Origin of the sequence: Shewanella sp. 8A, from assembly GCF_023475945.1 — a bacterium.
Lineage (GTDB): Bacteria > Pseudomonadota > Gammaproteobacteria > Enterobacterales > Shewanellaceae > Shewanella > Shewanella xiamenensis.
Genome location: NZ_JAMDJP010000005.1, coordinates 22549 through 41703, shown reverse-complemented (window position 1 = coordinate 41703; position 19155 = coordinate 22549). Strand labels below are relative to the sequence as shown.

Here is a 19155-nt window from a genome sequence, read left to right as displayed (position 1 = left end):
ACATGGGCTTTAACTTAACAGTGAATTGGCAAACCTCGCCAGCAGAAGAAGGCGAATTTTGCCGTGATCACAGTATTACCTTTGGCAGCGGTCAAACGATTCAGGCATCCTCAGCCCCTGAGTACAAGGGCAATGCACATTTTGTCAATCCAGAGGAAAGCCTACTCGCGGCGCTGTCTTCCTGCCATATGCTGACCTTCCTCGCTATTGCGCATCTCAAACGCCTCCCCGTCGTGTCCTATGTCGATGAAGCATCTGCGGAACTAGGAAAAAATGAAGCTGGTAAACTTGCCGTCACTAAAATGATCTTAAATCCTAAGGTCGTTTTTGCTGAAGGTGTGGAAGTCACTCAGGAAACACTTGAGAAAATTCACGAAAAAGCCCATGCAAACTGCTTTATCGCTAATAGCTTAGCAACGGATATTCAAATAAAGTTTTGATGGTTATAGGCAAGCTCATGCAGATAGACTTGCCATAGACCAATTACCTTGCCGCAAAAATAACGATGAACCGTTAACCAGCACCAAATCTATAGGCAAAAAAATGGGCGTGGTCTTGGGAACTACAAGACCACGCCCTAACATTGAACAGACTCAGCTTAGCTGAATTAGCTTAAATTTCGGTTAAAAATTTACGTTAAGCCAACTACTTAGCCTTTATATCTTCCGCCATACCTTTCGCTGGCATAGGTTGCGCCTTCAATGCTGGAATAGGCTGCTTAATCAATTCATCCTTAAGATAGCTAATGGCGGTTTCGAGCTGTGCATCGTGGCCGTTAAAGGTCGCAAAGGGTAAGTTATCCACCTCGATATCCGGTGTTACACCATGACCTTCGAGTACCCAGCGACCATCCATCGCATACTGCGGATATTCGGCGACGCGAGCCATCCCTTTATCTGTGAGTGAGTTACGACCCGATAACCACACACCAGCGCCTGCGGTTTGTTTACCTATCAGCGGAGCAATCCCCAGCGCCTTGATCCCCGCCGAGAAGGTTTCACCATCTGAGTAAGTCAGCTCGTCGGTTAACACCACTAAATGCCCACGGAAAGTTTGCTGCATATTGGTATTAGGCGTGCCATGGGTTGGCTGCCAAAATGCCCAAGCGCGGCGTAACAGTTTTTCGATAATCCAACTATCAATATTGCCACCACGGTTACGGCGAACGTCGATAATCAGACCGTCTTTATCATAATTGGTGTAAAACTCACGGGCGAAGCTCTCAATATCGCCGCCGCCCATGGCATATAAGTGCAGATAACCCATCTTGCCCTGGCTCGCCTTGGTCACGACCTCCGCATTATGGTTGACCCAATCTAAATAACGTAATTGGCCATCGACCAGAGTGCTCACAGGCATCACTACGGTTTTATGGCTTTGGCTACCACGTTTAAGCTCCAGTAACACTTGCTTATCCTGTTGATTACGCAATAAGCGGGTCACATCAGCCACATTCCCCACCGGCGTGCCATTGATGGCGAGTAGCACATCGCCCTCTTTGGCATCGACTTCAATACGGCTCAAAGGTGATGCTTGGCTCGGCAGTTCAGGATCATTTCGATAAATGTGGGCAATTTTCACCCCGTCGCTAGTTTGCTGTAATCGAGCGCCTAAACTCGCGCCCTTCGCCGCGTCAGGGTCCTTCGGCAAATCACCACCACGCACCTGCGAGTGCAACGAATCTAACTCGCCCATCATCTGCATAAAGATATCGTTTAGCTCATTACGATCCGTTAAACGTGCGAGTAATGGTTGGTACTTAGCCTTGGTTGCCTGCCAATCGAGACCGCGCATTTTTTTATCGAAGAAGGAATCTCTATGCATTAACCACGCATCTTCAAACATTTGTTGCCATTCTAAGCTTGGCGAAATCGCTAATTGCCATTGGTCAGTCTGTACCTTGGCATTGTCGGTATCGCCGAGTTTATCGCCCACATCAACAATCATCAGCGACTTTTCATCACTTTGTTTACGCAGCAACAACTTTTGACCATCAGCAGAGACACTGTAGTTAGCCACATCTTCAGCAAACACTTCGACTTTAGGGCGCTGCTCAGTGAACTTAACTGTCATGAGGTTAGGTTGGCTTTCGTCACCAATCGCTTGGTCGAGTACATACAAACGACCATCAATGGCGGATAGCTGGCTGTAATTACCCGAATCAACAGGTACTTGCCACAAACGCTCGCTAATTCCCGCCCAATCAATTTTTACAGGCGTTGGTTTATCTTTTGAGTCAGCGTTTTCTGCCGCCTTTGCCACTAATTCCGTTGGTTTACTGAAGGGGAACTTGGCATTCTTCACTAAGGCGATCGCAAAAATCTGGCTGCGTTTATCAAACACTGGCCCCATATTGCGGTCACCCCAAGGTGAACTTGGCGTTGCGGTAAACTGGCGATTGGAGAGGAAATATAACCACTGGCCATCACTACTAAAAGTCGGTGAATAGGATTCATACTTGTCACTGGTGAGTGCTTGGGCCTTATTCTCATCCACCGAATAGAGTACGATTTGTGGTCTTTGCTTGCCGATTTCAGCTTTGGTTAGCGCAATAAAACGACTATCACTAGACCAGCGAATATCAGCGTAGGGACCAAGTCCCTCGCCGTTGCTGATGATTTTTTGGTTTGTATTTTTCTTTAAATCCAATAGCCACACATTACCGTCGTTATCGTCATGGGCAAGATAACGACCATCGCTTGACTGACTCAGCGACATTCTAAAAGTATGACCATCTTTGGTAAGCTGTTTAGCACCACTGCTACCATCGGCAGGAAATTGCCAAATTTCCTGTTGGCCGCTCATATCGCTGATGGCGTAAACCGATTTACCGTCCTGACTCATAATGGCATTGCGTACCCGATAAGTGCCAGGAAGCGCGACTTGCACTAACCGCGAGCCATCAGTCCCAGCAATCGCCACATGACTGCGGGCGGTAATCACCACTTTATCGCCAGCAAGGGCAAGATTAGCGGAGGTCGCATAATCCATCGGATCTTTTACCCAATGTTCGCGACGTTGGGCAAAATCGGAGGTTAATTCAATATCTAATAATGAGTCTTTAGCGGAGGCGATATCAAAAACATGAATATCTGCGCCCTGCTGGAACACCACTTTACCTTGATCCATGCGGGCAGCGCGCATTTGCCAATCTTTATACTGAGTCAACTGTTTAGCATCACTGCCATCAAGCGCCATTGACCAGAGATTGTCGTTACCATCGCTATCGCTAATAAAATAGAGTCTGTCTTGCCATAGCATAGGTTGGCGGACCGAGCCTTGGTGCTGCTTGCTAAGTAATTGTGCCTCGTCTTTACCACCCAGTTTAAAGCGCCATAATTCGCCCTTAGCGCCGCCGCGATATACCTTTGCATTATCGCCCGTCACCTGCAGGCCGAAACGGGTAAAATAGACATACTGATTATTGGCATCGATCACCCCTTCCACCGCATCGGCTAAGGGCAGATCGGTTGTGGTTAAGCTCTCGGGATTGACAAGACGCAGCATCCAATTATTCGCGGGGCCAAAGCCAGTGTCGGTGGAATAAAGCACCTCTCCTTTACTGGTCCACCCTTGCACGCGCACTCGGCTGTTTTCGAAACTCACGCGTTTGGCCACACCACCAGCCACTGGTATCACATAAACCTCACTCGCGCCCTCATAATTGGCCACATAAGCCACCCATTTACCATCGGCAGACATTGCCGCGCCGAGCTCTTCAGCTGGCAAGGTAGTTAAGCGCGTCGCCGCCTTTTGGCCTAGGGTTTGCGTCCACAGGTCCCCTTCAGCGGTAAACACTAAGGTCTGGTCATGCAACGCTGGCGCGCGGTAATAACCTTGATTGCTAGTCGATTGTGCTGCAAATACCTGCGCTGCAGACAAAGTGCCAAGGGCGAGCATGCAGCAGGCAACGGAGTGACGAAGTTTCATGTGTAATCCCTATCCTATTGTTATTGTTAGCAATGGACTTTCAAGTGGGCAAAATTCACCAATAATGACCCAAAGTCTAACCCAACAAGCTAGCAGAAATTGATAGAGAGAGCAGTAACTTAAAATAAGAGATGTTTTAGCAAATGTGTCATAGACTTACCATTTTGCATACTCATTAGAATAGCGCTTATCTTGCTATATCAAACGTTAATAACCCAGCATACAAGCGATAAAATGGGCCATATTGATTGCTGATTTTCGATTGCTGTGCCAGCGAAATTTGCTGCCATTTATAGACAATTCGCGCAATTTCACCATTGATTGTTAACGCCTTAATTGCACGATTAAATTGCGCTAACAGTAGGGGAGACATACTCTGCTTACTTAGCATTAAGTGTATTGGATTATGGTCCAATATCGGTTTAAGTGCTGATAACCTGATCCCTTGGTGTTGACTTGCAATATAGGGCATCGCTATAGCATCCCCAATCATCAGATCCGCTCTGTCATAAGTGAGCATTTGCACTGATTTGTCGACATCAGGACTCAGTATCAATAAGTTTTCCAGTGCTAAACGTTCTCGAGTGTTCTCATAATCCGCACCATACCAACCACTGATTGGCACTAAGAGCCGCAACTTTTGAGTAAAAATATCCTGCCATCGTTCTAACTTAACATTGTCTTTGTTTTCATCTAATACGAATAAGCGCACTTTTTCATCACGGTAGGGATCTGAAAAAAATGAATATTCTTCACGCTCGACGGTTTTTGTAGCCCCCATCATTATATCTAGTGAGCCACTTTTCAGCATTTGATGTGAACGCTTCGCAGGGACATTGATAAAGTTAATCTCACATCCCAAAAACTCAGCAAACGCACGCAGTAATTCAACATCCAGTCCTTGAGCCTCCCCCTGCATATCTTGCCAGGCATAGGGAGGCCAATCGTTATAACCGACTTTAATGGGATTCGAACAAGCGGAAACATTCGCTTCGGATGGAACACTCCAAGCGGGGAAAATAAAAATATATAACAGCAAGATATGGCTAAACTGAAAAATGCACTTTGGCATTATCGTTGCCCCGTCGCGAGTTATTCTTCTATGATTTTACGGCTTAATACTCAGTTTTTACGGCTTAATGCTCTGTAAGTTACTACGGCTTATTTATGACTCGATCTAAGCTTAGTCCGCATCCCAACTTGATGCCATCAAGTTGCTCTGTACAGTCCATTGGTCGAACTAGCGTGAACAATAATAAAAACATCTATACAAAAGGAGTCAAACGACTCCCTTTGTATTTCATCTAGTTAGTATTTATCGTCGTTTACAAGATTAGGGCGTGTTGACGTTTTAGGGTTATTTTTGCAGCAATTTGGCTGATGTTTATGCAAGGCAAAGTCCGTGCTGTGTAGCATTCTACATAAACGGACGATAACGCTGCAGAAACGTCAGCCAAGTGCTGCCCGAAGGGTTCGTCTGGCAAGCACTTGCGCTTTGTCACTCGTCATTTGAGTAGAATAACTACACTTCATTCCTCGCTTCGTGAGCATGAGCTTGCCAGAACGAACAAAATTTAATCTCGAAACGTCAACACGCCCTAGTTTAATACCGCAAATAAATGGTTTTTTAGCTGGGCAAAATCAGCTGCTAATTCAGCCGATAATATTGTTTTGTGCTCTACCGCTTTTAATTCAGGCGGAAGGGGTAAGTTAAGGGCAAGCTCCCTGTCGACCACATCCTTAAACTTAGCGGGATGAGCCGTACCTAAAAATATCCCCACTTCACCAGGCACTAAGTTAAGGGTTAACGCTTTAGCCGCAATCGCTGCATGGGGCTCAGATACATAACCTTTAGCATAAAGATCTGCCAACGCCTCCGAGGTTTGCACCTCTGACAGGCGAATCCCCACTAAGTCTGCCAATGGCCAACCGAGTTTCTCGCAAATAGCTTCAACGCGCGGCCAGTTACTTGGCTCGCTCACATCCATCGCATTGGACATAGTGGCTTGAGTGGGATTAGGCTGCCAATCGCCACTCTCTAAATAGCGTGGCACAGTGTCATTCGCATTAGTAGCAGCAATAAAACGTTTAACGGGTAACCCCATGGCTTTAGCAAACAAACCCGCGGTGAGATTACCAAAATTACCACTGGGCACGGCAATAACAGGATCGGCCTCATGGCGCTGTTTCGATTGGGCGACCGCTTCGAAGTAATAACAAATCTGTGCCAGTAAGCGACTGATGTTGATAGAGTTAGCTGAGTTTAAATGCAAACCATCACGCACATCGCTATCTTCAAATGCCTGTTTGACTAAGTGCTGGCAGGCATCGAAATCTGACTCAACCGCGACTGTGTGGATGTTCTTGCCTAAAGTAGTGAACATTTTTTCCTGTAGCTCACTGATTTTGCCCTTAGGATAAAGCACCACAACATTGACTTTATCTAGACCATAAAAGGCATCGGCCACTGCCGCACCTGTATCCCCTGATGTCGCCGTTAAAATGGTTAAGCGCGAGTCTTGAGCAAAAACATTGATGCATTGCGCCATAAAGCGCGCGCCAAAATCCTTAAATGCTAAGGTCGGCCCATGGAAAAGCTCGAGGCACGAGCGCTGCTCATCGACCGCGACCAAGGGCAAATCGAAATTAAAGGCACGCTCGACCAGTTTATCTACCGCATCTTGCCCAAGCTCTGAGGCAAGCCAAGCACCAAGCACTTTTTTACTACGCTCGACAAAAGGCATCGCCAGCAGCGCCTCAATATCGTGCAACACAGGGATTTGAGTAGGAAAAAACAGCCCTCTGTCGTTACCAAGTCCTAATTGCACCGCTTCCTTAAAGCTTACTTTCTGCGAAGGGTGTTTTAAATTATATAGTTCCATGCTCATCGACCTTATCAGTGCCAAGCCTTTAGGCTTGGGCTTAATGCTTTTAAAAGTAAGAAAAATTAATCGACTCGGCGCGTACCTTGCTCATCGAGGCGGCACACATGGGCAAAGCCCCCCACTTCAGTCAGATAATGAGTCTCTAACCACGCCTTGGCCGCATTAGCAGTGGCGAGATCGTCGGTCACTGAAAACAGGGTTGGCCCACTGCCAGAAATACCTGTAGTTAACATGCCTAATTCGGCGAGCGCCGCTCTGGCATTGTCATAACCCGGTATCGCCGCCGCGCGGTAAGGCTCAGCCAATACATCCTTTAATACTTGAATCGCAAGCTTGGCGTTTTGCTGATAAGAGGCGTGTACAAAGGCACTCAAATAACGCCCAAAATCGATGGCCACAGACTTATCGTATTGTTCTGGCATGAGTTTACGCATCATGGCCGTAGAGAGTGAAATCCCAGGATACGCCACCACCCAATACCATTGTTTAAAACTGGGGATCGGCTCGCAGATAGCGCCGGGCACATTGAGCATCAGCTGCATGCCGCCCAGATAACAGGGCGCGACATTGTCGTAATGCACGCTACCGCTGATCTTGCCCTCAAATTCGCCCATGAGTTCGAGTAGTGCTTGCTTATCGTATGGACGCTCAAAATGCTCGTTAAGCGCGTAAAGCGCTGCAACCACTGAACTGGCGCTCGAGCCTAAGCCACTGCCGACGGGCAAGTTTTTTTCTAGGGTTAATGCCACGCCTTGGTTTTCTTTCCCAAGGGCTTTTAAGAAAAATACCGCGCATTGATGGACGATATTCTCCTCGGGATTGCTGGGTAACTTATGCGCCCAAGCTCCCACTTGAGTGAGGCTCACCCCCGCATCCGCCGCCGCAATCGTGACTCTATCGCCCAATAAACTGCCATCGATGGGCGCAAGTGCTGCGCCCAATAAATCAAAGCCCACACCCACATTACCCATAGAGGCGGGAGCGTAAACGGTCAAACTCATACACTCACCTCACGAGTCCAATTTAAGGTTCTTAATACATCGGCAAAGGCGCCGGCTGCTGTCACTTCTGTACCCGCACCGTATCCACGTAATACGAAAGGAATCGGCTGATAATAACGACTGTAGAATGCCAGGGCATTTTCACCGCCTTTTACGCTATAAAGTGGATCAGTGGCATCGACTTCGGTGATACGCACATAACACGCACCTTCTTCAATCTGGCCGACATAACGCAGCACTTTACCCTGCGCTTTCGCCTCCGCCACTCGCGCCACAATCGCCGCATCAGCCTCGGGTAAACGTGCCATAAAACTTTCCACATCGCCTGAATCCTCAAAACCTGCGGGTAAGACTGAGTCGACAACAATATCATTTAGTTCAAGTTTTAAACCCACTTCACGGGCCAAAATCAGTACCTTACGCGCCACATCCATGCCACTTAAATCATCGCGAGGATCAGGTTCAGTAAAGCATTTTTCCCGCGCCAGTTTAGTCGCCTCAGAAAGTGACATCCCCTCATCAAGTTTACCGAAGATAAAGGATAAGGAGCCTGACAAAATGCCATTAAACTTGTGCAATTTATCACCGGCGAATAACAGTTTTTTCAAGTTATCGATAACGGGTAATCCTGCGCCCACGTTGGTTTCGTAAAGGAACTGCCGACGTTGCTTTAATGCTGTTTGACGCAAAGCTTGGTAATAGGCGTAATCGCGAGTGTTAGCCTTTTTATTCGGCGTCACCACGTGCATGCCCGCGTTCATCACCTCTAAATACTGGTTCGATACTTGATCGCTTGAAGTACAATCCACCAGCACAGGGTTTAATAACTGTTGCTCTTTCACCCACGCCAATAGCGCAGGTATATCGCTTGGCTGCTGGCTATCGGCAAGCAGGTTTTGCCAATTGTTTAAATCGATACCTGCACTATCGAGTAACATCTTGCTTGAATTCACGATACCGCAGACACGGATGCTAATGTGCTGCTCTTTTAGCACACTCGCCTGTTGTTTGATCTGCTCCAGTAAGCCTGCGCCAACGTTACCGCACCCCACTAAAAACACATCTAGATACTGCTGCACATCGAAAAAGCCCTGATGACAGGCGGCAACCGCATGCTTGGTCTTTCGCTGTTCGATCACTGTTGAAATAGAACGTTCAGAAGAGCCTTGGGCAATCGCGATAATATTCACACTTGCCTGCGCTAATGCTTGGAAGAAGCGCGCCGCCACACCTTTATGGGTACGCATGCCATCACCGATCAAGGAAACGATTGCCAAGTCATGGCGCATTTCGATTGGCTCTAGTAAGTCACTTTTGATTTCTAACTCAAATTCCTGCTCTAGCGCCGATTTCACCTTGGCGGACTCACTGGTCGCCACACAAAAACTGATGCTGTATTCGCAAGAACTCTGGGTGATGAGTGACACAGAAACGCCACTACGGGAAATTGCAGCCAGTGTGCGGCTCGCCATGCCGACCATGCCTTTCATGCCAGGGCCTGATACATCAAACATGGTTTGATTATCGAGGTTTGAAATGGCTTTAACCTGCAAACCGCTCTGATCGGCCTGATTCGATACCAGAGTGCCGGGCGCATCGGGATTAAAGCTGTTTTTGATATAACAGGGGATGTGGAACTGGGCGATAGGCGCAATAGTTTTAGGATGCAGCACCTTAGCCCCAAAGTAAGACAGCTCCATCGCCTCCTGATAACTTAACTGCGATAGCAACTTAGCATCGGTAACAACCCGAGGATCGGTATTGTATACGCCGTCAACGTCGGTCCAAATCTCGCAGCTTGAAGCATCTAAACAAGCGGCCAGCACGGCAGCAGAGTAATCAGAACCGTTACGGCCTAAGGTCACAACCTTGCCGTCTTCATCGGCGGCGGTAAAGCCGGGCATCACCCAAACCCGCTTCTCATCGAGGGCAAGATTTTTGAATCGCGGTTTGCTGACGGCAATATCGACCACGGATTCTAGCGGACGACCACGGCCTAAAAATAATTCACGTGGGTCTAGCTGCGCCGAAGTAATGCCTTTTGCCAGCATGACTTGCTCCATCAACGCAGCAGACAAACGCTCACCCGCAACCACGATCTCGGCGCGCACCCCGTCAGGGCACTCCTGCAACAGCGTAATACCGCGTAATCTGTCCTGCCAACGTGCAAGCTGCGCGCTTAGTCCGGCGAACAGCACTTCGCTCTGGCTACGAGAGAGTCCAGAACTAACCGCATCCTGATAGAGCGAGGTAAACACCCGCTCAACGTGTTGAATGACTGGTGAATAATCTTCCCCTTTCACCGCCACATCGACCATTTCTAGCAGAGCGTTTGTAACTGTTGCAGGCGCAGAGAGCACTGTCGCCACCGGCTCAGCTTTCGCTGCCTTGGCAACAATATCCGCCGCCATTGAAAATCGCTGCCAATTTGCAAGCGAGGTACCACCAAATTTCATCACTTTCATCTTGATCTCCTGTACCGCGCCCGACTAAGAAACATAAGCTAAAAACAAAAAAGCCCGCTTCTTTGTGGGAAGCGGGCTCGTCGTTAAAATTCTTTAGGGTGTATCAGCCCGCCCCCACTCTGGTTGTAGTGGTGGTTGTAATAATGGTAATTACTACGAAACCAAGGCTATGCATACGTTTAGACTTATCTATGTCAATGTGATGTTAAACAGAATTGCCTTTTTCACCTAACCTTGTCAACCCCCAAACTGGATTATTTATGCACAAATCTTTCACTTGAGTAAATTAGTGATTCAAGATTAATAAATATCAAGTTTTCATAGGCTAAAAATACGTTTTCATCAATACAAAACTGTTTACGTAAACGTAATGCTAGACAATTACAATCAACTTAACCTATTAAAAAATAAATAATTTATAATGAAAATTTTCCATCTTTCGAAAATTAAAGCATTTCAGTCTGTTTCCGCACATAACAAAGGGCAACTCATAAAAAACCACAATTCATCTTTTGTATCGTCCTTAATCTCAGTAAATCGAACTCACAAAAAGCTGTGCGATATCTAACATAAGCAACTTCAAATTATCGCCAGCACCCTAAAAGCGCGTTATTATGCGCGCACATTCCGAACCGGAGGCGATATGAAGATCACCCAACACAGCGCGGTAACCATTCATTACCGTTTATCAGATCAAGAAGGCAGACTTTTAGAAGACTCTTTTGATGCCGAACCAATGTTGTATCTGCATGGTACAGAAAACCTAATCCCAGGATTAGAAGCCGCATTAGAAGGTAAAATTAAGGGCGAAAAACTGGACGTGACGATCAGTGCCGAAGAGGCCTATGGTCCGTACCATGATGGCCTTCGCCAGGCAGTACCATTAGAAGCATTCGGTGATATCGAAGACATCGTGCCAGGTATGCGCTTTATTGCAGAAACCGAAATGGGCCAGCGTCCAGTTCAAGTCATCGAAGTTAAAGATGATGTTGTGATTGTTGATGGCAACCATCCATTAGCAGGCCAAGCACTCAGCTTTAACATTGAAGTCATCGATGTACGTGAAGCGACAGCTGAAGAAATTGCCCATGGACATATTCATGCACACGGCGGATGTGGCAGTCATGGACACAGCCATGAACATGACCATGGCGGCGGATGCTGTGGTGGCTCAGGTCATGATGTTGGTGGCTGCTGCGGGGGTTCTGATGACCATGGGCATCACCACCATGACCATGATCACGAAGCTTGTGACACACCTAAAGCGGGATGTGATGGCAACGGTGGCTGCGGCTGCCGCGGCTAATGTAGGTTCACAAGCCTAATAGCCCTCCCAGAGGAGCTGATAAAAAAGCACTTCCTTAAATAAGGAGGTGCTTTTTTTATCGCCAAATGATTATAATCAGCAGATAAATAGGGAAGTTTAAAATCAAACAGCATTTTCAGCTAAAAAAACAATATTTTCAAATCGATATAAACATCACGCAACGGAGTGCATATGTTAGCAAAACCAGTATATGAAGTTTTACCCTTTGGCTATATGGTACTAGGCTGTTTAAGCTTTATGCTGTTAGAACCTGATTATGCGCTGATTGCTGCTCTTGTTGTGTTTGTTTTGGGCGCCAGAATTTACAATTTACGTTCTCAAAATCGCCGAACCGATCCTGTAAAACGCCGAAAATCTGGATATCTACCTAAGACAATTTACGATTTATTGCCTTTTATTTATCTCTTTTCTGCCTTAGCTATTTTTAAATTTTTCCCTAAAAATCTTTATCCTTTGTTGGCCATTATGTTACTCAGTTATAGTTTTTATATTCTCGTTAGACGCTCCATCCACCGCCGACATAAAATACCGACAACTCCCCAGTTTTAATCAAATATCTAGTCCAATGGAGACCCAATAATTAACTGATAAGCTGTTGGATTTTATCCCTATGGCTGGGTGCCATATTCTTTAAATAGTTAGAACAACGGGTAATAGTCGCAATACTCACCTGATACTCGGCAGCAATTTGTCTCTGGCTCATTTCTCCATTTAGCAATAGCTGGAAGACTTTTAGCCGACCGGCAATAGCGCTGCGCTCTTCCTCGGTCAGCAATAAATGAAACAATACCGACAGCTCTTCATAGTTCCCATGGCTCAAAATTTTTTCTAATACTAAGTCCCAATTGGCTCGCATAATCGCCCCATAAGTATTGTTTAAGCATTACAACGGCAGTTTAGCAGATTTACTCTACCGGCAAATAACTTGTTACGTTTATCCCTCTTATCTAGACAAAAACTGACAAATTTGCTTCTAGTACATTGAGTTAATTTGTGTACAATAGCAGAGCAATGTCACACTTCGACGCTAATTTGTGAGAATACGATGAAAAAATTACTCCTAACTCTCGTTGCCGGTACCTTATTGGCTTCAACTGCTCAAGCACACAATTTTGAAGATGTAAAAGATGCGATTCAATATCGCCAATCTGGATTCAGCTTAATTGCTTATAACTTTGGTGATATGGGCGCCATGATGAAAGGTAAAAAGCCTTTCGATGCTGAAACCTTTGCGATGCGCGCAAAAAATGTCGCTGCGCTTTCACACATCCCTTTCGAAGGCTTTATTGAAGGTTCAGATAAAGGCGATACCGAAGCCCTAGCCAAAGTATGGCAAGACAAGGCTGACTTTGACGCTAAGATGAAAACCTTCCAAGAAAATGCTGCAATTTTAGCGACTGTTGCTCAAAAAGGTGACCAAGCTGAAATCAAGCAAGCCTTTATGGATACAGGCAAGAGCTGTAAAGGCTGCCATGACGTTTACAAAAAAGATTAATGTTCTCGTAATCTCTTGTAAAAAGCCTGCAATATGCAGGCTTTTTACTCCTGAGCATTCGCTAAAGCACTTGCACTACAGGCCACATCAAATAAGTAAATACAACCCCTGCGATGATTAACAGCAGGATTAATGCCAGCCACAGTGATTTAAAAACCAACTGAGACTCTAACTTTGCGTACTCAAGCTTAGATACACGCTTGTAACCGCTAACCATCGCACCTACTAACTTGTCACCTTTAAGCGCGTGCACAATAACCGCCAACACATGCACGGCAGTTAAGGCTAAGATCAGGTTAAAATTCATCTTATGTAACCAAGTGAGAAACGAACCTGTATCAGCACTCACATAGCTGTATAGCGGACCTTCGGTAAACACATCATCGGTAGCAAACAGTCCAGTGATTAGCTGTAAGCTAATAATGGCAATCAACACAATTACCATATAACCGCCCATCGGATTATGTCCTAATACCACAGACACGCCCTTTGATCGAACTTCGTTTAAATACTCAAACACAACCCTAGGGCGGTGCACGAAGTGACTAAATCTGGCTGTATCACTGCCAATTAAGCCCCACAAAAGACGAAAGCCAATCAAGATCAACAGACTATAAGCAAAGATCTGATGCCATTGCATTTCGCCGACTTCGGCGCTCCACCACAATAAGGCCATTAGGGCCACCATGCCCCAGTGAAAAAAGCGTATGGGTAAATCCCAGACCTTAACTTTGATATGTTCGGTTTCCATAATACCTGCCACTCGACGAAACAATGAAATAAGTGAAGGTATTTTATCGGGATCTAATGAAAAACTTAAAGTAAAGATAGGTAAATGATAGGAAAGACTGCGGAGTTATCCCATCAAATATGGCCTGTTCTGATAGCCAATACAAGCCTTTTCGGCTAAGAATCACCGAGATTTGTCTAAGCGATCAAATATCCAACGAACAGTATCTAACTGGACAAAAAATGTGATTTAGATCTCGTTTTTAAAGGTGTAGATTGGTAATCTGAAACTGAAGAAAATAAATAGAAGGTTCGACATATGCTAAAGATTACGAGCAAGCAATTAGAAGTAACTGCCCCAATCCGTGAACGCATTGAAAGCCGTTTGGAGAAACTTTCTAGACATGATGTGCAGTTGATTAATCCCCATGTCATTATTACCGAGGAGAAACCTGGTTTCAAAATTGAAGCGTCGGTTGGCATCCCAAATGGAGAACTTTTTGCTCAAGCTAAACACGATAATCTTTATGCAGCTATCACTGCTATGGGTCAAAAATTAGAGAAGCAACTTAATCGTTTAACCCACAAACCTGAAGCACAACGTTTTACATCCATTGCTCATCCCGAAGAGGCTATTAATGTCGAGGATGATTACGAGGAGGAAGATGCAGCTTAAGTTACTCGATGTTAGTGCGAGACCACATCACTTCGAGAGCATAAAAGTAGATAAGGTTTAATAGGTCACATTTTTTAGCAAAAGTTTGATAGGCTATCCTAATGGCCAGTAAAAAGAGTGTGAAGCTTTAAATAACTACTACACTTTACTAAGTGACAGCAGAATCGAAGTGATGTGAATTTCAGCTTAATAGCATTTAATACCACCACAAGAAGGAGTACGCCGCCATACAAAACTCACACTCAAAAACAGTGACACAGGTAGTCACATAAAGCATTAAAGCAGCCACATAAATTCGGTAACGCCAAGCTGTAATGTTTATGCGTTTCCCATCTGATTATCAAATGAGATGCGAGGTTACTAAAAGTACAAACCGATGACCAAAAACTAACGACAAATGCACCAAGGGGTGTTAACTCACGAGTCGATCATTAAGGAGTAACCTACTACATCATATTGCCAGTTTAAGTCTTACACACTCTTCAAGCACAAATGTAACAACCAAGAGGAGGACGTTAGCAATAGAGCCACATAGGTACCATGAAAGGCCACTTTAGGTGAATTAGCTTCTTAACAGTCAAACAATATGAGGAGGTTAATAGCGTTATCGGTAATATGAGCAAGTGGGCATATTACAAATAGTGAGTAAAAAGAATTTAGATAACACGGAACAAGGCGAGCTGCTTAACAGCAAAATACCCAGTACCTTTTTAAGTACTAATATCGGCCAGATTTCTTTATCTATGTTCTAAAGTGTAATCGTAAGTGAAAATGTAAGCTAAAGTTGTAAGTTGAAAAGTGAGTTAACATGCTGAATAAACAAATCTAATGCAATATCTGTTTGTTTATTCACAAAGCGTCAATGAATCCTTTAATAACAATGCTCAATAACCTAGGAGGAATAGTTTGTTTGACCAGTCTTTCAACCAGCGCACCTTCGGGTGCGCTTTGCTTTTATACTCCATAGTCGTTCAACCATTTACTTAAGCACTTAGTATCAAGCTTGTTCTTAAGCTAATGCACATTTCGCACAGTAACTGTTTAAGTGAAACACCAGTCCCCCGTAGCTTAATCTACCGCTAAAAACCCCAGAGCTAAGCGTTAACCCAGCTCGAGTTTTAGTGTAGACTTACCCGTTCGTCCATAACTCAAAGCAAGGCATTGAAATCATGACTCAAGCGCTGTTTTATCTACTGCCGCCGATGGGCGTGAACACGGCCTTTAGTGACATGTATCAATTGGCTTGCCGCTTGGCCCAACAGGGATTTATAAACCAGCAGCAGGTCTATATTCACTGTCAGGACAAGAACATCGCCTTCGAAATCGACGAGTTACTATGGCAGTTTGAACCCAGTGCATTTGTCCCCCATAACCTCAAAGGTGAAGGCCCAACCACGGGTTCCCCCGTTGAAATCGGTTTTGATCGACTTGGACCTAACAAAAGTCGTCAACTTCTGATTAATCTTGCAGACCAAGTACCGCCATTTGCGGTAAACTTTGGTCAAATCTTCGATTTTGTAGCTAATGACGACCAACATAAGGCGATAGCACGTGAACGCTACCGCCAATATCGTGGCTTAGGGATTGAATTAACAACCCAAAATTTAGCAACACATCCACTTAATTTAGCTTGAGACAGATACGTTCCCATGGAAAAAACATACGATCCTCAGTCCATTGAGCAGACTCTTTACCAAAACTGGGAAGAGCAAGGTTACTTTAAGCCCCACGGCGATGCCTCACAGGGCAACTATTGCATCATGATCCCACCGCCCAATGTGACGGGCAGTCTGCACATGGGTCACGCTTTCCAAGATACCATCATGGATACCCTGATCCGCTACCAACGTATGAAGGGTAAAAACACCCTGTGGCAAGTCGGTACTGACCATGCGGGTATTGCGACTCAAATGCTGGTTGAGCGTAAGCTTGAAGCCGAAGAAGGCAAGAGCCGCCATGATCTTGGCCGCGATGCTTTTATGGAAAAAGTCTGGGAATGGAAAGCGCAATCGGGCGGCACCATCACTAAGCAGCTACGTCGTATGGGCGCATCAGTTGATTGGGATCGCGAACGTTTTACCATGGACGAAGGCTTGTCTAAAGCCGTTCAAGAAGTGTTTGTCCGTCTCTATGAAGATGATTTGATTTACCGTGGTAAACGCTTAGTAAACTGGGATCCCAAGCTGCATACCGCGATTTCTGATCTCGAAGTGGAAAACAAAGAAAAGCAAGGCCACATGTGGCATCTGCGTTATCCATTAGCCGATGGCGAACTGACTGCTGACGGTAAAGATTACCTCGAAGTCGCCACCACGCGTCCAGAAACTATGTTAGGCGATAGCGCGGTTGCAGTTCATCCAGACGATGAGCGTTATCAAGCACTGATCGGCAAATTTATTCTGCTGCCTATCGTTAATCGTCGCATCCCAATCGTTGCCGATGACTATGTGGACATGGCTTTTGGTACAGGTTGCGTGAAAATCACCCCTGCCCACGACTTTAATGACTATGAAGTTGGTAAGCGCCATAAGCTGCCCATGTTCAACGTGTTGACCTTAGATGCGGCTATTCGCGCATCAGCCGAAGTCGTCAATACCGATGGCACCATCAACACCACCTTAGATGGCAGCCTACCTGAGCGTTTCGCAGGTTTAGATCGTTTCAAAGCCCGTGATGCTATCGTGGCAGAGTTTGAAACCTTAGGCCTGCTCGAAAAAATCGCGCCACACGGCCTAAAAGTGCCCTACGGTGACCGCTCTGGCGTGGTAATCGAACCAATGCTGACCGACCAATGGTACGTCGCCGTTGCGCCTATGGCGAAAACCGCTATCGAAGCCGTTGAAAATGGCGACATTAAGTTTGTGCCACAGCAATACGAAAACATGTACTTCTCTTGGATGCGCGACATTCAAGATTGGTGTATCTCTCGCCAATTATGGTGGGGTCACCGCATCCCCGCTTGGTACGATACGAACGGTAAAGTTTATGTTGGCCGCACCGAAGCTGAAGTACGTACTAAACACAATATCGATGATGCTATCGCCCTGCGCCAAGATGAAGACGTACTGGATACCTGGTTCAGCTCTGCCCTGTGGACATTCTCGACCTTAGGCTGGCCTGACAATATTGAAGATTTAAAAACCTTCCACCCGACCGATGTGCTGGTCACGGGTTTTGACATCATCTTCTTCTGGGTTGCCCGTATGATCATGATGACCATGCACTTCATCAAAGATGAAGACGGTAAGCCACAGGTACCATTTAAAACCGTTTATGTGACTGGTCTTATCCGCGATGAAGCGGGTAACAAGATGTCAAAATCTAAGGGCAACGTACTTGACCCATTGGATATGATTGACGGTATCGATCTAGAAGCCCTAGTTGAAAAACGCACCGGCAACATGATGCAACCTCAACTAGCCGCCAAGATCGAAAAGAGCACCCGCAAAGAATTCGAAAATGGTATTGAAGCCCACGGTACCGATGCCCTGCGCTTTACCCTAGCGGCAATGGCCTCAACTGGCCGTGATATCAACTGGGACATGAAGCGTTTAGACGGTTACCGCAGCTTCTGTAACAAGCTTTGGAACGCATCACGTTACGTATTGATGAATACCGAAGGCCAAGATTGCGGCCCGAACTCTCCTGACTACCAAGGTGGTGAGATGGAATTGTCGCTGGCGGATCGCTGGATCATCGGTTTATTCAACCAAACCGTAAAAACCTATGACGACCACATGGCAAACTATCGCTTCGACCTCGCTGCTAACACACTGTACGAGTTCACTTGGAACCAGTTCTGCGATTGGTACTTAGAGTTAACTAAGCCAGTGCTGCAAAACGGCAATGAAGCGCAAATGCGTGGCACCCGCCATACACTGGTCAATGTGTTAGAAGCGATGCAACGTCTGATGCACCCAATGATGCCATACATCACTGAAACCATCTGGCAACGCGTTAAACCACTGACAGGCGCCCAAGGCGACACCATCATGCTGGCACCATTCCCAAGCTATGATGCTGCCAAAGTAGATGCGACCGCGATGGCCGATCTCGAATGGGTTAAGCAAGTCATTGTTGCGGTTCGTAATATCCGTGCAGAGCTCAATATAGCGCCTTCTAAGCCATTAAATGCCCTACTGCGTGGCGTGAGTGCCCAAGACAAAGCCCGTGTTGAAGCTAACCAAGCCTTCTTCACAACGCTTGCGCGCTTAGAAAGTATGACGATTCTTGGCGAAGGTGAAACGGCGCCTATGTCGACCACAGGTCTGATTGGCGAAATGGAATTATTAATTCCGATGGCAGGCCTGGTGGATGTGGCGGCCGAAATGGCTCGTATCGACAAGCAGCTTGAAAAGCTGACTCAAGAGATTGCCCGTATCGAAGGCAAATTATCCAATGAAGGCTTCGTGGCAAAAGCACCGCCAGCCGTAATTGATAAAGAGCGCGCTAAGATGGCCGATCTCAGCCGTGATATGGACAAACTAAAAGAGCAAAAAGCCGAGTTTGCTAAGCTAGAAGCCTAATCACGACATCTACGCTAAAAAGGGCTGTATTTTGCAGCCCTTTTTATTTCCCCTGTTCCATCCTAAATCGCGTTAACACTCTTCAAACCTCTCTCAGAACTCGCCCCTAAGACCCAAAGAA

14 protein-coding genes are annotated in these 19155 nt (G+C 46.0%); 7 read left to right on the top strand and 7 right to left on the bottom strand.

The features are described 5' to 3' along the window. The first annotated feature begins 2 nt into the window (after positions 1–2). Positions 3–440, top strand: coding sequence for an OsmC family protein (locus M0413_RS05165; RefSeq protein WP_055647797.1), 438 nt, complete (start codon positions 3–5; stop codon positions 438–440). Between the two features lie 205 nt (positions 441–645). On the opposite strand, the gene M0413_RS05160 is transcribed toward M0413_RS05165, so the two are convergent. The 5 genes from M0413_RS05160 to thrA form a co-directional block, all read right to left on the bottom strand. Then, positions 646–3930: a S41 family peptidase gene (locus M0413_RS05160; RefSeq protein WP_249553374.1), complete on the bottom strand. Its 3285-nt coding sequence runs from the start codon at positions 3928–3930 to the stop codon at positions 646–648. A 187-nt stretch (positions 3931–4117) separates the two neighbouring features. Beyond that, positions 4118–5002 (bottom strand): substrate-binding periplasmic protein, encoded by an 885-nt coding sequence (locus M0413_RS05155; protein ID WP_249553373.1) that lies wholly within the window; start codon positions 5000–5002, stop codon positions 4118–4120. A 526-nt stretch (positions 5003–5528) separates the two neighbouring features. Then, positions 5529–6812 (bottom strand): threonine synthase, encoded by a 1284-nt coding sequence (gene thrC, locus M0413_RS05150; protein ID WP_249553372.1) that lies wholly within the window; start codon positions 6810–6812, stop codon positions 5529–5531. A 65-nt stretch (positions 6813–6877) separates the two neighbouring features. Further along, on the bottom strand, positions 6878–7816 hold the full coding sequence (thrB, locus tag M0413_RS05145; protein ID WP_249553371.1) for a homoserine kinase: 939 nt from the start codon (positions 7814–7816) through the stop codon (positions 6878–6880). Then, entirely contained in the window at positions 7813–10281 is a 2469-nt protein-coding gene (gene thrA / locus M0413_RS05140; protein ID WP_249553370.1) for a bifunctional aspartate kinase/homoserine dehydrogenase I, read from the bottom strand. Before thrA ends, thrB begins: the two co-directional genes overlap by 4 nt. 643 nt (positions 10282–10924) lie before the next feature. Here thrA and slyD point away from each other — a divergent pair. Next, positions 10925–11587 (top strand): peptidylprolyl isomerase, encoded by a 663-nt coding sequence (slyD, locus tag M0413_RS05135; protein WP_047534808.1) that lies wholly within the window; start codon positions 10925–10927, stop codon positions 11585–11587. Between the two features lie 192 nt (positions 11588–11779). After that, positions 11780–12157 (top strand): hypothetical protein, encoded by a 378-nt coding sequence (locus M0413_RS05130; RefSeq protein ID WP_037420926.1) that lies wholly within the window; start codon positions 11780–11782, stop codon positions 12155–12157. 31 nt (positions 12158–12188) lie between these two features. On the opposite strand, the gene trpR is transcribed toward M0413_RS05130, so the two are convergent. After that, positions 12189–12464, bottom strand: a complete 276-nt coding sequence (gene trpR / locus M0413_RS05125) for a trp operon repressor (RefSeq protein WP_011073277.1) — start codon at positions 12462–12464, stop codon at positions 12189–12191. A gap of 189 nt (positions 12465–12653) precedes the next feature. Here trpR and M0413_RS05120 point away from each other — a divergent pair, with 189 nt between their 5' ends. Next, entirely contained in the window at positions 12654–13103 is a 450-nt protein-coding gene (locus M0413_RS05120) for a c-type cytochrome (RefSeq protein WP_249553369.1), read from the top strand. Positions 13104–13164: 61 nt separating this feature from the next. Here M0413_RS05120 and M0413_RS05115 read toward each other — a convergent pair whose 3' ends face one another. Further along, complete coding sequence (locus M0413_RS05115) at positions 13165–13854, bottom strand: cytochrome b/b6 domain-containing protein (RefSeq protein WP_249553367.1); 690 nt, start codon at positions 13852–13854, stop codon at positions 13165–13167. Positions 13855–14151: 297 nt separating this feature from the next. Between M0413_RS05115 and hpf the strand changes: the two genes are divergently transcribed. The 3 genes from hpf to M0413_RS05100 all read left to right on the top strand — a co-directional run bounded on the left by hpf (position 14152) and on the right by M0413_RS05100 (position 19034). After that, positions 14152–14508 carry a ribosome hibernation-promoting factor, HPF/YfiA family gene (gene hpf, locus M0413_RS05110; protein WP_037420938.1) on the top strand — a complete coding sequence of 119 codons (357 nt, stop codon included), beginning with the start codon at positions 14152–14154 and terminating at the stop codon, positions 14506–14508. A 1169-nt stretch (positions 14509–15677) separates the two neighbouring features. Next, positions 15678–16142, top strand: a complete 465-nt coding sequence (locus M0413_RS05105) for a DNA polymerase III subunit chi (protein ID WP_037420941.1) — start codon at positions 15678–15680, stop codon at positions 16140–16142. Between the two features lie 15 nt (positions 16143–16157). Beyond that, positions 16158–19034, top strand: a complete 2877-nt coding sequence (locus tag M0413_RS05100) for a valine--tRNA ligase (RefSeq protein WP_249553365.1) — start codon at positions 16158–16160, stop codon at positions 19032–19034. Positions 19035–19155 lie beyond the last annotated feature (121 nt).

What these genes read in the sequence shown, in the direction of transcription:
- thrC (WP_249553372.1), bottom strand. Translation starts at nt 6,812, where the DNA reads ATGGAACTATATAATTTAAAACACCCTTCGCAGAAAGTAAGCTTTAAG.
- M0413_RS05160 (WP_249553374.1), bottom strand. Translation starts at nt 3,930, where the DNA reads ATGAAACTTCGTCACTCCGTTGCCTGCTGCATGCTCGCCCTTGGCACT.
- M0413_RS05105 (WP_037420941.1), top strand. Translation starts at nt 15,678, where the DNA reads ATGACTCAAGCGCTGTTTTATCTACTGCCGCCGATGGGCGTGAACACG.
- thrB (WP_249553371.1), bottom strand. Translation starts at nt 7,816, where the DNA reads ATGAGTTTGACCGTTTACGCTCCCGCCTCTATGGGTAATGTGGGTGTG.
- M0413_RS05165 (WP_055647797.1), top strand. Translation starts at nt 3, where the DNA reads ATGGGCTTTAACTTAACAGTGAATTGGCAAACCTCGCCAGCAGAAGAA.
- M0413_RS05115 (WP_249553367.1), bottom strand. Translation starts at nt 13,854, where the DNA reads ATGGAAACCGAACATATCAAAGTTAAGGTCTGGGATTTACCCATACGC.
- slyD (WP_047534808.1), top strand. Translation starts at nt 10,925, where the DNA reads ATGAAGATCACCCAACACAGCGCGGTAACCATTCATTACCGTTTATCA.
- M0413_RS05100 (WP_249553365.1), top strand. Translation starts at nt 16,158, where the DNA reads ATGGAAAAAACATACGATCCTCAGTCCATTGAGCAGACTCTTTACCAA.
- trpR (WP_011073277.1), bottom strand. Translation starts at nt 12,464, where the DNA reads ATGCGAGCCAATTGGGACTTAGTATTAGAAAAAATTTTGAGCCATGGG.
- M0413_RS05155 (WP_249553373.1), bottom strand. Translation starts at nt 5,002, where the DNA reads ATGCCAAAGTGCATTTTTCAGTTTAGCCATATCTTGCTGTTATATATT.
- M0413_RS05130 (WP_037420926.1), top strand. Translation starts at nt 11,780, where the DNA reads ATGTTAGCAAAACCAGTATATGAAGTTTTACCCTTTGGCTATATGGTA.
- M0413_RS05120 (WP_249553369.1), top strand. Translation starts at nt 12,654, where the DNA reads ATGAAAAAATTACTCCTAACTCTCGTTGCCGGTACCTTATTGGCTTCA.
- hpf (WP_037420938.1), top strand. Translation starts at nt 14,152, where the DNA reads ATGCTAAAGATTACGAGCAAGCAATTAGAAGTAACTGCCCCAATCCGT.
- thrA (WP_249553370.1), bottom strand. Translation starts at nt 10,281, where the DNA reads ATGAAAGTGATGAAATTTGGTGGTACCTCGCTTGCAAATTGGCAGCGA.